14 protein-coding genes and 1 pseudogene are annotated in these 14,056 nt (G+C 58.7%); 11 read left to right on the top strand and 4 right to left on the bottom strand.

Annotation, left to right across the window (positions count from 1 at the left end; genetic code table 11):
* The first annotated feature begins 33 nt into the window (after positions 1-33).
* From ACRZ9U_RS18160 to uvrC, 3 genes are all read left to right on the top strand, one after another.
* A complete protein-coding gene (locus tag ACRZ9U_RS18160; RefSeq protein ID WP_170395605.1) occupies positions 34-996 on the top strand; it encodes a calcium/sodium antiporter in 963 nt (320 codons plus the stop codon).
* 21 nt (positions 997-1,017) lie between these two features.
* On the top strand, positions 1,018-1,797 hold the full coding sequence (locus ACRZ9U_RS18155; protein WP_170408413.1) for an SDR family oxidoreductase: 780 nt from the start codon (positions 1,018-1,020) through the stop codon (positions 1,795-1,797).
* 290 nt (positions 1,798-2,087) lie between these two features.
* Positions 2,088-3,962: an excinuclease ABC subunit UvrC gene (gene uvrC / locus ACRZ9U_RS18150; RefSeq protein WP_170408412.1), complete on the top strand. Its 1,875-nt coding sequence runs from the start codon at positions 2,088-2,090 to the stop codon at positions 3,960-3,962.
* On the opposite strand, the gene ACRZ9U_RS18145 is transcribed toward uvrC, so the two are convergent.
* Positions 3,959-4,843: a DMT family transporter gene (locus ACRZ9U_RS18145; RefSeq protein WP_170408411.1), complete on the bottom strand. Its 885-nt coding sequence runs from the start codon at positions 4,841-4,843 to the stop codon at positions 3,959-3,961. The genes uvrC and ACRZ9U_RS18145 overlap by 4 nt on opposite strands.
* Before the next feature lie 190 nt (positions 4,844-5,033).
* Here ACRZ9U_RS18145 and pgsA point away from each other — a divergent pair, with 190 nt between their 5' ends.
* The 3 genes from pgsA to ACRZ9U_RS18130 are packed head-to-tail and all read left to right on the top strand — an operon-like array spanning position 5,034 to position 6,396.
* Positions 5,034-5,702: a CDP-diacylglycerol--glycerol-3-phosphate 3-phosphatidyltransferase gene (gene pgsA, locus ACRZ9U_RS18140; RefSeq protein ID WP_170408410.1), complete on the top strand. Its 669-nt coding sequence runs from the start codon at positions 5,034-5,036 to the stop codon at positions 5,700-5,702.
* Positions 5,703-5,705: 3 nt separating this feature from the next.
* Positions 5,706-5,951, top strand: a complete 246-nt coding sequence (gene moaD / locus ACRZ9U_RS18135) for a molybdopterin converting factor subunit 1 (protein ID WP_170395615.1) — start codon at positions 5,706-5,708, stop codon at positions 5,949-5,951.
* 1 nt (position 5,952) lies between these two features.
* Positions 5,953-6,396 carry a molybdopterin synthase catalytic subunit gene (locus ACRZ9U_RS18130; protein WP_170408409.1) on the top strand — a complete coding sequence of 148 codons (444 nt, stop codon included), beginning with the start codon at positions 5,953-5,955 and terminating at the stop codon, positions 6,394-6,396.
* A gap of 5 nt (positions 6,397-6,401) precedes the next feature.
* On the opposite strand, the gene ACRZ9U_RS18125 is transcribed toward ACRZ9U_RS18130, so the two are convergent.
* The 3 genes from ACRZ9U_RS18125 to ubiA all read right to left on the bottom strand — a co-directional run bounded on the left by ACRZ9U_RS18125 (position 6,402) and on the right by ubiA (position 9,676).
* A complete protein-coding gene (locus ACRZ9U_RS18125) occupies positions 6,402-6,722 on the bottom strand; it encodes a hypothetical protein (RefSeq protein ID WP_170395619.1) in 321 nt (106 codons plus the stop codon).
* A 1-nt stretch (position 6,723) separates the two neighbouring features.
* Positions 6,724-8,646, bottom strand: a complete 1,923-nt coding sequence (locus ACRZ9U_RS18120) for an OmpA family protein (RefSeq protein WP_170408408.1) — start codon at positions 8,644-8,646, stop codon at positions 6,724-6,726.
* Positions 8,647-8,713: 67 nt separating this feature from the next.
* Entirely contained in the window at positions 8,714-9,676 is a 963-nt protein-coding gene (ubiA, locus tag ACRZ9U_RS18115; protein ID WP_170408407.1) for a 4-hydroxybenzoate octaprenyltransferase, read from the bottom strand.
* Positions 9,677-9,688: 12 nt separating this feature from the next.
* On the opposite strand from ubiA, the gene ACRZ9U_RS18110 reads away from it, so the two are divergent.
* The 5 genes and pseudogenes from ACRZ9U_RS18110 to ACRZ9U_RS18090 form a co-directional block, all read left to right on the top strand.
* Positions 9,689-10,414, top strand: a complete 726-nt coding sequence (locus ACRZ9U_RS18110) for a 16S rRNA (uracil(1498)-N(3))-methyltransferase (RefSeq protein WP_170408406.1) — start codon at positions 9,689-9,691, stop codon at positions 10,412-10,414.
* Positions 10,411-11,259, top strand: a complete 849-nt coding sequence (locus ACRZ9U_RS18105; protein WP_170408405.1) for a GNAT family N-acetyltransferase — start codon at positions 10,411-10,413, stop codon at positions 11,257-11,259. The genes ACRZ9U_RS18110 and ACRZ9U_RS18105 overlap by 4 nt, the downstream gene beginning before the upstream one ends.
* The gene (locus tag ACRZ9U_RS18100; RefSeq protein WP_170408404.1) at positions 11,256-11,783 is read left to right on the top strand and encodes a hypothetical protein; all 528 of its coding nucleotides are present in this window, start codon (positions 11,256-11,258) and stop codon (positions 11,781-11,783) included. Before ACRZ9U_RS18105 ends, ACRZ9U_RS18100 begins: the two co-directional genes overlap by 4 nt.
* A gap of 67 nt (positions 11,784-11,850) precedes the next feature.
* Positions 11,851-13,221: a glutamate--cysteine ligase gene (locus ACRZ9U_RS18095; RefSeq protein WP_170408403.1), complete on the top strand. Its 1,371-nt coding sequence runs from the start codon at positions 11,851-11,853 to the stop codon at positions 13,219-13,221.
* Positions 13,222-13,291: 70 nt separating this feature from the next.
* Positions 13,292-13,996, top strand: a pseudogene (locus ACRZ9U_RS18090) (tRNA ligase subunit PheS family protein); the annotation flags it as partial.
* Between the last annotated feature and the right edge of the window lie 60 nt (positions 13,997-14,056).

The following is a 14,056-nucleotide window of genomic DNA, read 5'->3' as shown; positions in this document are numbered from 1 at the left end:
AGGCCCGTGTCCTTGCGAAGAAGGAGGCCGTGGATGACGGCATGGCTGTTCTCCGGCCTCGGGCTGCTGATCCTGTTGTTGGCAGGCGACGCGCTGGTGCGAGGGGCCGTGAACCTCAGCCTGCGGTTGGGGGTTCCCGCTCTGATCGTCAGCCTGACAATCGTTGCATTCGGAACTTCGGCCCCTGAGCTGCTGATTGCGATCAGCGCCATCAAGGAAAACGCGCCGGGCATTGCGTTGGGTAACGTGGTGGGCTCGAATACAGCGAATATATTGCTGGTTCTGGGATTGCCCGCGCTTCTGGCGACCTTGCACACAAGCGAGTGCGACAGCCGCAAGAACTACATCTTCATGCTTCTGGCGTCGGTGTTATTTATCGGGTTGGCTTTTTGCGGGGTCTTTAATCTGCTCAGCGGGGCAATTTTGCTGGCTGCGTTGGCTCTGATCCTCGGCAACGCGTTTCGCGAAGCACATGCGCACCGGAAAGCCTGTGGTGAAGCTTGTGCCGATGAGGACGAGCTTGAGGGTCTTGAGGAAGCAGATCCTGACATGCCTTATTGGAAGGTGGCGATCTACCTGATCCTCGGCTTGATCGGACTGCCAATGGGTGCGCATCTGCTGGTCGAAAATGCGACCGTCATTGCCCGGAACTATGGTGTGAGCGAAACAGTGATCGGCCTTACGCTGATCGCGGTGGGTACGTCCCTGCCGGAACTGTCGACAACCGTCATGGCTGCCCTGAGGCGACAAGCGGATGTGGCACTGGGTAACGTCATCGGATCGAACATGTTCAATCTGCTGGCCATTGTCGGCATTACGACCTTGTTTGGGCGTATTCCCGTCGATCCTGAATTCCTGCGTTTCGATCTGTGGGTGATGCTCGGCGCGTCGCTCTTGTTGGTTCCTTTTGTATTCTTCAAGAAAGATATCACACGCGTCTGGGGCCTGATCTTGACAGCGCTCTATGTGATCTATGTTGCAAGCCTGTTAGCCTGACCTGACGAGGAGAATGAGCCCATGACCCGAGCATTGGTGACCGGTGCCGGTAAACGCCTTGGTCGTGCCATGGCGCTGTATTTGGCGCAGCGCGGCATGGATGTCGCTGTGCACTATTCCAGTTCGGCTCAGGCCGCGCGTGAAACGGTTGATGAGGTTCAGGCGCTGGGCCGAAGGTCAGTTGCGCTGCAGACCGATCTGCTTGATGAGGCGCAAGTCAGCTCATTGCTGCCGCGTGCAGCTGAGGCGCTGGGTGGTCCGATCACCTGTCTGGTCAACAATGCATCGATATTTGAGTATGACAATATCCACACAGCTACCCGCCAAAGCTGGGATCGGCATCTCGACAGCAACCTGCGCGCACCATTCGTACTGACCCAAGCCATGGCCGAGCAGGGGTTGCAGCCGGAGCTTGATGATCAGGGAGAGCCTCTGGCGATTGGGCTGATCGTGAACATGGTGGATATGCGGGTGCGTAAACTGACGCCTGAGTTCATGTCATACACGATTGCCAAGATGGGGTTGTGGGCCTTGACCCGGACTGCAGCGCAGGCTCTGACACCCGCAATCCGTGTGAACGCGATCGGCCCCGGTCCAACGCTGCAGGGTCATCGCCAAAGTGATGCTCATTTTAGCGCTCAGCGGCAGAACACGATTCTGGAGCGCGGCGCGAACCCGTCGGATATTACTGCTGCGCTGGGATACTTTCTGGATGCACATGCCGTTACGGGGCAGCTTCTTTGCGTCGATGGTGGGCAACATTTGGGTTGGCAAACACCCGATGTTCTTGGTGTAGAATAAGTAAATCTGCTGCAAGTTTTGCACCGCTCTCATCTCTGTTACTCGAGCGTTACAAAAATGTCTTAATTTTCATACACTTGTCGCAGATCAAGAAAATTATCCTTTAAAAACAACGTCATAATTTCCTGCCTATTTTTTGTGCAGATCAACGAAAAGGCAAGGATTCAAGGGAAAATCGTGATGCCCCAAAAGTTATCTGCACAGTTATCCACAGAAGCCGTGGATTTGTTTTCTCTTGATCTGAAGCGCACAAGATTGCAGCCATGGTCAGAGAATCATATCTCAGACTCATGACCGCTAGCACTGATTCCGAATCGTCGACCCAAGCCAACGGCTATGCCTGCATTCAGCGTTATGTGAAAACGCTGGACAGCTCGCCGGGTGTGTATCGGATGTTGGATGGGGACAGCCGAGTTCTTTACGTAGGTAAAGCGCGAAACCTGAAGGCGAGGGTATCGAACTACACCCGCCCGGGGCACTCGGGTCGGATCGAGAAAATGATCGCCGCAACTGCCTCGATGATGTTTCTGACCACTCGGACCGAGACCGAGGCGCTGCTGCTGGAACAGAACCTGATCAAGCAGCTCAAGCCCAAATACAACGTATTGTTGCGGGATGACAAAAGCTTCCCGAATATTCTGGTCGCCAAGGATCATGCCTTTCCGCAGATCAAAAAGCACCGAGGGGCGAAGAAAGAAAAGGGGGCTTATTTCGGCCCCTTCGCCAGTGCAGGCGCGGTGAACAGGACGCTGAACCAGCTGCAAAAGGCGTTCCTGCTGCGGAACTGTTCGGATTCCATGTTCGATAGCCGGACCCGGCCGTGTTTGCTCTATCAGATCAAGCGATGTTCTGGACCGTGCGTCGAACTGATCTCGGAAGCCGACTATCGTGAAAGCGTTAAGGATGCCGAAAGGTTCCTGTCAGGCCGATCTACCAAAGTGCAGGAAGATCTCGCCGCGCAGATGATGGCTGCCTCCGAGGCGATGGAGTTCGAACGGGCCGCCGGTCTGCGCGACCGTATCCGGGCGCTGACGCAGGTGCAGACGTCTCAGGGCATCAACCCGCGCGGCGTGGCCGAGGCTGACGTCATTGGCCTCTACATGGACAGCGGGCAAGCCTGCGTTCAGGTGTTCTTCATCCGCGCCAACCAGAACTGGGGTAACCGCGATTTCTATCCGCGCGTCGGCCCGGATGTGTCACCGGCTGAGGCGATGGAAGCGTTCCTGGGCCAGTTCTATGACAACAAGGAACCACCCCGGCAGTTGATCCTGTCTGATGCAATCGAGAATGCCGATCTGATGCAGGAGGCATTGTCGGAAAAAGCTGGACGCAAGGTGGAAATCCTGGTGCCCCAGCGCGGTGAAAAGCAGGAACTGATCGCCGGTGCCTTGCGCAACGCACGTGAATCGCTGGCCCGGCGGATGTCGGAAAGTGCCACGCAGGCCAAATTGCTACGCGGTGTGGCCGAGGCCTTTGATCTGGACGCGCCACCGAACCGGATCGAAGTTTATGACAACTCTCACATTCAAGGCACCAATGCCGTGGGTGGCATGATCGTCGCGGGCCCAGAGGGGTTCATGAAAAACGCCTATCGCAAGTTCAACATCCGCGGCGATGATCTAACCCCCGGCGATGACTTCGGCATGATGAAAGAGGTCCTGACCCGCCGTTTTACGCGCCTGCAAAAGGAAGATCCGGATCGGGACAAAGGGCATTGGCCCGATCTGCTGCTGATCGACGGTGGTGCAGGGCAGGTGAGCGCCGTGAATGAGATCATGGCCCAGCACGGGGTCGAGGATATCCCGATGGTCGGTGTCGCTAAGGGTGTCGATCGCGATCACGGCAAGGAAGAATTCCACCGCATCGGGCAGCGCCCTTTTGCGCTGAAACGCAACGATCCCGTATTGTACTTTATCCAGCGCTTGCGGGATGAGGCGCATCGCTTTGCCATCGGCACCCATCGCGCGAAACGCGCCAAGGCGGTTGGTGCAACGCCACTGGACGAAATCCCCGGCGTCGGGGCCGCGCGCAAACGCGCCCTGCTGACTCATTTCGGCAGCGCCAAAGCGGTGAGCCGAGCCAATTTGGCGGATCTTAAAGCCGTCGAGGGGATTTCAGCCGGGTTGGCGCAGAAGGTCTATGACTTCTTCCATGACAAGGGCTAGGCTTTTCGCCCCCGCCAAAGGATATAGAGGCCCGACGCCACGATGAGGCCGCAGCCAATCCACATGGTCTGATCCAATCGCTCGCCAAACATCAACACGCCCAAGCCGATACCGAATAACAGCCGCGAATAGCGAAACGGCGTCACAGATGAGACCTCGCCGGTGCGCATCGCCTTCATCAGCGCGGCATAGGCCATGACCCCCATCACAATCGCCCCGCCCATGTGCAGGCTGACATTAGGCGTCAGAGTTTGCAGCGGTGTTCCTTCCCAGAATCGATAAGCCAAACCCGCGACAATGATGCAGAGGAAGCCATAGAACCCCAGAACTTCGGTGCCCAGTGTTGCGGGTGCGGCGCGGCTGGCCAGATCGCGCCCCGCAAAGCCGAGCATCCCCAGCACGGCAAGGATTGACAGGGCCGAGAAGCTGTCTCCGGTCGGTTGGATGATGATCACAACGCCAACAAGACCGATCAAAATGGCGCTCCATCGCCGCCAGCCGACGGATTCTCCAAAGAACAACGCGGCCCCTGCGACGACAACCAGTGGTGTGGCCTGCAGGATCACCGTGGCCGATGACAGTGGCGTCAAAGCGATCGCCAGCACATAGAACAAACGTCCAAGAATCTCGAAGACCACACGCACCTTCATTGGGCGCGACAACACGTCGGGCTGGAACAGACGCGTGCTACGTACTGTGGCAACCGCTGCATAGATCACAGCACCACCCGCACCGAACAGTACAAGCACCTGCCAGATCGGGATCGACGCCGAAGCCGCCTTAAGCAGCGCATCCTCCAGCGCGAACAGCGCCATTGCGGCGACCATCCAGGCGCTGCCGATCAGATTTGACCGGGGATCGGTTTGAATATGCGGTGTCATGTCAGCTCTGGGGTGTTGTCTGGTTGGCCAGCCGACAATCTGACGCCAAAGCAATCAAGTGCCAAGACGAAACCTGTAATGTGACCACCGCTGCGACGCTTTGACTTTTAAGACAGCAAACGCTTGTGCTGGGTCAGTTTTTTAAGACCCTGTCTTTTCTGTCTTGACCCGGCGATGTAGGGTCCAAGCCATGAAATGGAACCTGCCGAATATTCTGACTGTACTGCGCCTTGTGGCGGCCCCCGGTCTCGCCGTGATGTTTCTGTATTTCACCCGTCCCTATGCGGATTGGTTTGCTTTGATTCTGTTCCTGTCAGCGGCGATCACCGATTGGTTCGACGGGTATCTGGCGCGCGCCTGGAAACAGGAAACGAAGATTGGCGCTATGCTGGATCCCATTGCCGACAAGGCAATGGTGGTAATCGCGCTGATGATATTGGTGGGCTATTCGACTGAACACTGGACACCATGGCTGGTCCTGCCCGCGACAGTGATCCTGTTTCGCGAAGTCTTTGTCTCAGGCTTGCGAGAGTATCTGGGCGATGTGGCCGGAACCCTGAAGGTCACCAAGCTGGCCAAGTGGAAAACGACGGCACAGATGGTAGCGATCGCGATCCTGTTCTCGCAGGGGATATTCGAGCACCATTTTGTGATGGCCACGTTTGGCATGGATGCGACAATCATTGATCAGGTTCTAGCAGGGCAGGTCGAGGACCTGAACAACATCCGCTGGCATCTTGAGGCCATGTTCTGGTCAGGTCGTATCGGGCTATGGCTGCTCTGGATTGCCGCGACGCTGACATTGATCACAGGCTATGACTACCTACGTAAAGCCATGCCCCACCTGAAGGAGAGCTAACCGATGAACGTGCTGTATTTCGCCTGGGTGCGCGAACGCATCGGCCTGCCGAAAGAGAAGATAGAAACTGAGGCCGCAACAGTCAGCGATTTGGTCGCGGAACTGAGCGCGCGTGAGGATCGCTATGCTGCTGCCTTTGCCGATCTGTCGGCCTTGCGCGTGGCGCTGGACCAAGAGCTTTCGGATTTTGACGCCCCACTGACCGGTGTGCGCGAGGTTGCGTTCTTTCCGCCCATGACGGGTGGCTAGAATGCGGATCGTCGTGCAGGAGGCCCCGTTCGATCTGGGGGCCGAAGCCAACGCTTTTGCCGCCGGGGACGATGCCAACGGGGCCATCGTGACCTTCACAGGCGTTGTGCGCGATCTGGCTTCGGGCGATCTGGATGTGATGGAGATCGAGCACTATCCCGGCATGACCGAACGCGCCCTAACCAAGATAGCGGAAGAGGCGCAAGCCCGTTGGTCACTGGGCAACGTTCTGGTGATCCACCGCCACGGAAGGCTTGCGCCGGGTGACCGTATCATGATGGTCGCCACCGCCGCACCGCACCGCAAAGATGCGTTTGAGGCGGCGGAATATCTGATGGATTACCTCAAGTCTCGCGCGCCATTCTGGAAGAAGGAAATCACCACGTCCGGAGCAGAATGGGTGGCTGCCAAGGACGAGGATGAAGACGCGCTGACCCGCTGGTAGGGTGCCTAGTCTGCGTTGTTGATCCGCCCGCGCATCTCTTCGGCTTCCTGCCGCGCCGCGCGCAGCCCTTCCATTGCGGCATTCAACTCGGCTTCGGTTTGAGTCAGCTGGTTGGTCAGCTCTGCCTCGCGCTGCTGAAGATATGTGATTGCCTGATCGCGTGTTTCTTCGGCCTCGTGCAGTTCCTGACTCATGCGGTCAAGATCGGCCACGTCGCTTTGGCGAACACGGGACAGCCGATGGGCCAGCCAGTTGGCGAACCAACCCATGCAGAAAGCTGCGAACAGGATGATGGCTGTGGCGATGATGAATTCTGTTCTGTTCAACTTACTGGTCCTCTGAGCCTGCATCCGGTGCGTCGGTTTCAGGTGTCTCGATTTCGGCCTCAGATTCGGCCTCGGCTTCCATCGCCTCAAGCCCGGTCAGGGTGTTGGCCACGGGTTCAGGACGGATCAGGCGAAACTCGATGCGGCGGTTCTCTTCGCGGCCTTCTTCGGTTTCGTTATCGGCGATGGGCTGCGTCTCGCCATACCCGACCGCAGAAAAGCTTGAGGTCGGCACGCGCCGTCCGCGCAATTCGTTCAGGATCGACTGCGCGCGCGACTGGCTGAGCTGCTGGTTCATCTCTTCACGGCCCTGACTGTCGGTATGGCCCTGAATCTCCAACCGGATGGGGCCACATTCACGCAGGATGTCCGCGATCTGGTTCAGGGCATCGCGCGAGTCTGCTGCGACGGTGGCTGATCCCGGTTCGAACGCAATTTTTCTGGCGGCCTGAACCTCGGCCAGCTGCTCTTCGCAGACCTCAGGGTCGGGCGGCGCGTCGGCGGGTGCGGGCGGCTCCTGATAGGTGATTGACAGGGTGTAATCCTGCGCCTCGCCCAGCTTGTCCGATAGCATGCCGGCGATCCGGGCCTTGGCGTCGGGATCATGGCTGATGCCCGACAGTGCTACATTGTCCGGCGTAACGGTCAGGGCGCCATTGTGCAGTTGCGACAGTGCCTCCAGCCCGGCCAAGACGCGTATGGGCCAATCCGCGGGCAGGTCCGGTGCAATCCGGGTGGCTGTGTGCACCTGCAATGATCCAAAGGCGGCACGTGCAAAGCTGTCGGTCATTTCACGCAGCGTTTCGTCACTCAGACGGCCACGCAGTTGAACCAAACCCTCAGGGCTACGTGTTGCGACGAATTCAATAGGCCCAGTCGGGTCATCCGGTTCGGGTTCGGGAAGAACTGCATGCAAGGCGAAAACCTCGGGCAGCGTATTTTCGAGCTCTCCCACGATGCGGTCGAACTCCAAAGGGTTTGTCCCTTGTGTGGCAACTAGAGTGATATCTGCATCCGACAGAGTAACTGAACCCTGACCAAGTTCGGATAGCGCACGAATGCTGAGCTGCGCTGCATTCGCCCAACGCGGAGACGGTACGCCTAGCCCAATGGTGCAGGAATAGGGGCCGGTTAATCCGGCCTTTTGTGCTGCAGCGACGATGATGTCGCGCGCAACTTCATCCTGGGCCGAGCACGCATCAAACTGCCCGCCATCCTCATCTATCAGATAGCGCAGCGTGAATGGTGTGATTACCGGGCGAGGTGCCGAAATCGAAAGGCCGATTCGCAGACCTGGTGGCGCGGCGCGGCTCAGGTCTTGTTCCAGCTGGTCTTTCTCTTGCTGGCTATCGGCAATGGCCGTGATACGCACCAACCCTGGGCTGGCAGATATCTTGGCCCGTGGCAAATCCGAGAGCGCTTCGATCGCATAGTCGATTGCCTGATCCCAACCGTCTGGCTTGGGATAGTCGGCACTTTCCATCAGGTCCGAAACTGACGCGTCCCGATCAAGGCGTTGCAGCCTGTCTACCAGATCATCGCGATCCAGAGCCGCAGGTACTAGCCCGATAATCGAAATTCCACTGTCATTGCGCAAGATCTCGGTAGAAAAGCGGGGCGGTGTCAGATCGGCGGTGGGAGCAACCTCCATCTCGTCAATGACGCGCGAGGTGTCGACCTCGGTGCCCGCAGCGATCAGGGCGTTGAATCGGGTCGCCTCAGTCGGGGCCGTGCCGGTCAGAACGACACGCAGGCCGTCGGATTCGACTTCGGCCCAATCATGGCCCTGCAAGTTCAAGGCCTTTCGCACGGCCAGTTCCGAGGCGTCTTCGATCTTGCTGACCGCAAATCCAGCGACCACCAGCGATAGCACGGCGGACACCGCGAAAATCAACGCAACAGCTAGGGCGTAAGGCAGACGCATGGGCGAAATCGAGACTCCTCGGGCGGTTGGTTCCGGGACTCATACAGAGCGCAGCACAGAGGTGCAATCAGAGGAAAAGGGCGACGCAGAGGAAGATCAGCGGAATCAAGCCGGTGTCGCGATTGGCCCGGAAAAGCTGCAGCAATTTGGCGTTGTCCTCCGTGTCCAGCCCCCGCAATTGCCAGGCCAGATGCCACCCCATCGCCCAGGGCCCGCCAAGGGCGACCGCCAAAGCAAGAACCGATGTCCCGGGCAAAGCCGCGTCGATAATTGCAAAGGCCATTAGACTGACGGTTCCAATCAGAAAATACTTGAGCCAACGGGCGGTATCAGTGCCAAACAGGCGCGCGGTGGACTTGATGCCGATCAGCTCGTCATCCTCGGCATCCTGATGGGCGTAGATCGTGTCGTAGAACAAAGTCCAGGCGATTCCTGACAGATAAAGCATGATCGCAGGCCAGCCTACGGTGCCGGTATGTGCTGCCCAGGCTAGCAATGCGCCCCAGTTGAAGGCCAGCCCCAGAAAAATCTGCGGCCACCACGTAAAACGTTTCGCATAGGGATAGATGGTAACAGGCAGCAAAGACAGAACCCCCATCGCCATCGCGGCCCGGTTGAAGGTCAGAAGGATGGCCAGGGCCAACAGACATTGCAGCACCATCCAGAATGCAGCCTGACGGACACTCACCTGGCCTGAGGGAATCGGGCGCGACCTTGTACGCTCGACCTTCCCGTCAAACTCACGATCAGTAATGTCATTCCACGTACAGCCCGCGCCACGCATCAAAAACGCGCCGATCGCACACCCAACGGCGATCCAAAGATCCCCCCACCGTGGAGTGCCGTCGCTCAGGATGGCCAGCGCCAGACCCCACCAGCAGGGGATCAGCAGCAACCATGTGCCGATGGGTCGGTCTGCACGGCTGAGCCGCAGGTAAGGGCGGGCAAAGGCGGGGGCGTGGGTGTCGACCCAATTGCCGGTTACGGCATCGGCGACCTGACCGTCTGGTGTTGGGGCATTGCCTTGCATATGTAGGGTCTCATGAATGCGAAGATCAGACTGTATGTAGAGCACCCTTTGGGTCCGGGGCAATCGGTTCCTTTGACGCGTGAGCAGGCGCATTATCTGTTCGGTGTCATGCGCCTGTCGGTTGGGGGGCAGGTCGCGCTGTTCAATGGCAGCGATGGCGAGTGGCAGGCAGAGGTAGCAGAAGCAAGTAAACGAGGCGGAATTCTGTCGTGCGTGGAGCAATCGAAACCTCTGCAATTACCGCCCGATCTGTGGCTTCTCTTTGCACCGATCAAGAAGGCGCGGACCGATTTCATCGTTGAAAAAGCAGCTGAAATGGGGGCCGCGCGGATCATACCGGTGCAGACCGAATTCACCAACTCCGAGCGCATTCGGCAGGATCGCTTGCAGGCCCACGCAATTGAGGCGGCCGAACAATGTGGCGGCACTTTTGTGCCTGAGGTCGCTGACCTCCAGCGATTGGATCGTATCCTGGGCGCGTGGCCCGATGATCGCCAATTGATGTTCTGTGACGAGGCAGAAGCCGGCTCGGCCCTGCGCTTGGCAGAGAATGAGAAAGGCAAGCCGTGGGCGATCCTGATCGGCCCCGAGGGCGGGTTTTCCGAGCCCGAACGCAAACGGTTGGCAGAGCTGCCATTTACCCATGTGGTCAGCCTCGGCCCACGCATCCTGCGCGCCGATACAGCAGCCGTTGCGGCGATGACAATGTGGCAGCAATCGTTGGGAGATTGGACGTGACGTGGCAATTGGCGCAGGAAACGGACCTGTCCAGGATCGACTCGTTTTTGTCCCAACATATCCAAACATCGATGTTCCCTTTGGCCAATCTACGGGATTTTGGCCTGTGCGGTACGCATCCTCGGTCGTTGAATGCATGGACGCTTGGCAGCCCGTTGCGTGCGGTCTTTGCCATAACAAATGAAGGCATGATCCTGCTGCAATGTCCCGACTGTTCGGATACCGAACTTGCCGCAGCGATTGACCTTATTCGAGGCCGGGCCCTGTTCGGCATCGCGGCTGAGGCAACGCAGGCTCGTCGGATAATGCAGTTGGCAGGTTGGGAGGGGCGACCCGCGACCCTGAACAGCGATGAGCCGGGGTTTTCCCTGGCGTTGGATCGACTTCAAATACCGGATTTCAGTGGGGCAGATCTCATGCCGCTTACTGATGTAGACCGTTCGGTCCTTGAAGACTGGCGAGAAAGCTACCTCATCGAAGCCATGGATTTTGATCCTGTGCGCGCACAGACGCAGGCTGGGAAGGACATCAAGACCTATATCGAGCGGGATTCTCATCGAGTTTTGCTGCAGAATGGCCTACCGGTCAGCATGACCGGCTTCAACGCCCGCCTGCCTGATGTGGTGCAGATCGGCGGTGTCTACACGCCACCAGATTTACGAGGGCGGGGCTATGCGCGTTTGGCTGTTGCCTTGCATCTGGTTGAGGCGCGCGACGCGGGAGTTTCCAGAGCTGTCCTCTTTGCGGCTTCCGATGCGGCAGCGCGGGCCTATATATCCATTGGGTTCCAGCCTGCGGATCAATACTCGCTGATCCTGTTCAAAAACCCGGAGGACGTGGCATGAGTTTCTTTCGACCCGAAGCCAAACTGGCCCTGTGGCGCTGGCGCGAAGTGCTGGTTGCAGGGTTTGTTCTGATCCTCGGCCTCAGCTGGATCAGCGGCCCTGGTGGATTGCTGGCGTGGTTGGGGTGGCTGCTGATCGTCGTCTCGATGGCACTGGCGGTGATCGGAGTGCAACGCGCGCGCTTTCGCAATGGTGCGGGAGGACCGGGTGTGGTGACTATTGATGAAGGCCAGATCACCTATCTTGGCCCGCTCGACGGCGGCATCGTTGCAGCCCGCGAAATCGAGCGGTTGGCGTTGGATCCGACCTCGCAACCTGCGCATTGGGTTTTGGATCAGCCAGGGCAGCCGACCCTTCACATTCCGGTGAACGCCGAAGGGGCCGAGGCACTGTTTGATGTGTTCTCAGCACTTCCGGGGCTTAAAACCGAGCAAATGTTGTCGGAACTCAACGGTCGTGCGGCACATCCGGTGGTGATCTGGGAACGCACGCCGTCACGGCCTGCGCACCTTAGGCTGCATTGACACTGGCGCGGTTTGCGCTCAGGACTGACCGCCAAGACAGACACATCAGGATCGGAGCACGGGTCACATGTCCATCCCCCAGTCCGGCGGCGGACCGATCGAACGCCATGAGCAACTGGCCGAATATCTGGAATCGGGCTGCAAGCCCAAGGAAGATTGGCGCATCGGAACCGAGCATGAGAAGTTCGGCTATTGCAAAGACACTCTGAAACCACTGCCGTTTGAAGGCAAACGGTCGATTGTGGCCGTGCTGGAAGGTCTGCGAGACCGCCATGGCTGGGCTGAAGTGCGTGAAGCTGGACATTTAATCGGGCTTGAGAAGGACGGCGCGAACGTCAGCCTGGAACCAGGCGGTGCGTTGGAACTGTCCGGCGCTCCGCTCGAGACAATTCATGAAACGTGTGATGAGGTGAACACTCACCTGCGTGAAGTGAAGGATATCGCCGATGAGATCGGTGTAGGCTTTATTGGTCTGGGCGCAGCCCCGATCTGGACCCATGAAGAGATGCCGTTGATGCCCAAAGGCCGTTACCGGCTGATGAACGATTATATGGAGAAAGTCGGCACCATGGGCCGCGCCATGATGCGGCGCACCTGCACGGTTCAGGTCAATATCGACTTCGGGTCCGAGGCCGACATGGTGCAGAAGCTGCGCGTCGCGCTGGCCCTTCAGCCGGTCGCGACGGCGCTGTTTGCGAACTCTCCGTTTTTCGAGGGCAAGGTGAACGGCCAGAAAAGCTGGCGCAGTTATATCTGGCGGCATCTGGACGATGCACGGACGGGCATGCTGCCCTTTGTGTTCGAAGAAGGCTTCGGGTTCGAACGCTATGTACAATATGCGCTCGATGTACCGATGTATTTCGTCTATCGCGACGGCCAGTATATCAACGCGCTGGGCATGTCGTTCCGCGACTTCCTGCAGGGCAAACTGCCTGCACTGCCCGGTGAGACGCCGACTCTGTCCGATTGGGCCGATCACCTGACCACGGCATTTCCCGAAGCGCGGATCAAGAAATTCATGGAGATGCGCGGCGCCGATGGTGGCCCATGGCGCAGGCTCTGTGCGCTGCCTGCCTTCTGGGTTGGTCTGACCTATGATCAAACCGCACTGGATGCCGCTTGGGATCTGGTCAAAGGCTGGGATGCCGAGACGCGCGAAGCGCTGCGGGTTGAGGCTGCCAAGGATGGCCTGCAAGCGCAGGTTGGCAACATCAACATGCATGATCTGGCGCGCGAAGTGGTCTCGATCGCAGAGGCCGGACTTGCATCCCGCGCGCGCCCCGGTGCAGGTGGTCTGGTGCAGGACGAGACGCATTTCTTGAACGCGCTCAAGGACAGCATCGATACGGGCAAGGTGCCCGCAGATGAGTTGCTGGATCACTACAATGGCGACTGGAATGGCGATCTGACCCGGATTTATCCCGAATACAGCTATTGATCCCCACCGTCCCGCTTGCATTCGCGGGGCGGGGCCGATAGCAGGTTGGCGACCAAATTCAGAGGGCGTCATGGACGATCTTAAGGCAAAATATCTGGGCCAAATCGCCGAAGCTGGCGACGAAAACGCGCTTGAGGCGATCCGCGTCGCTGCCGTGGGCAAAAAGGGCGAGGTCGCGCTGAAGATGCGCGAGCTGGGCAAGATGACCCCCGAGGAACGTCAGGTCGCAGGCCCCGCGCTGAACGCCCTGAAGGATGAGATCAACTCGGCGCTTTCTGCCAAAAAGGCCGCGCTTGCCGACGCCGCGCTGGATGAGCGTCTGCGCACCGAGTGGCTCGACGTTACACTACCGACCCGCGCGCGCCGTCAGGGCTCGATCCACCCGGTCAGCCAGGCGACCGAGGAGTTGACCGCGATCTTTGCCGAACTGGGTTTCTCGGTGGCCGAAGGGCCGCGGATCGAAACCGACTGGCATAACTTTGACGCCTTGAACATCCCCGGCCACCACCCTGCACGGGCCGAGATGGACACGTTCTACATGCACCGTGCCGAGGGTGATAACCGCCCGCCGCATGTGCTGCGCACACATACCTCGCCGGTCCAGATCCGCTCGATGGAATTGCAGGGCGCGCCGATCCGCGTAATCTGTCCGGGCGGTGTGTATCGCGCCGATTATGACCAGACCCACACGCCGATGTTCCATCAGGTCGAAGGGCTGGCCATCGACAAAGACATCTCGATGGCGAACCTGAAATGGGTTCTGGAAGAGTTCGTGTAGGCGATCTTCGAGTTCGACGATGTCGACCTGCGCTTCCGCGCCTCGCACTTCCCCTTC

Source organism: Ruegeria sp. D7, assembly GCF_056534355.1.
This window is presented reverse-complemented; position numbering and strand designations above follow the sequence as displayed.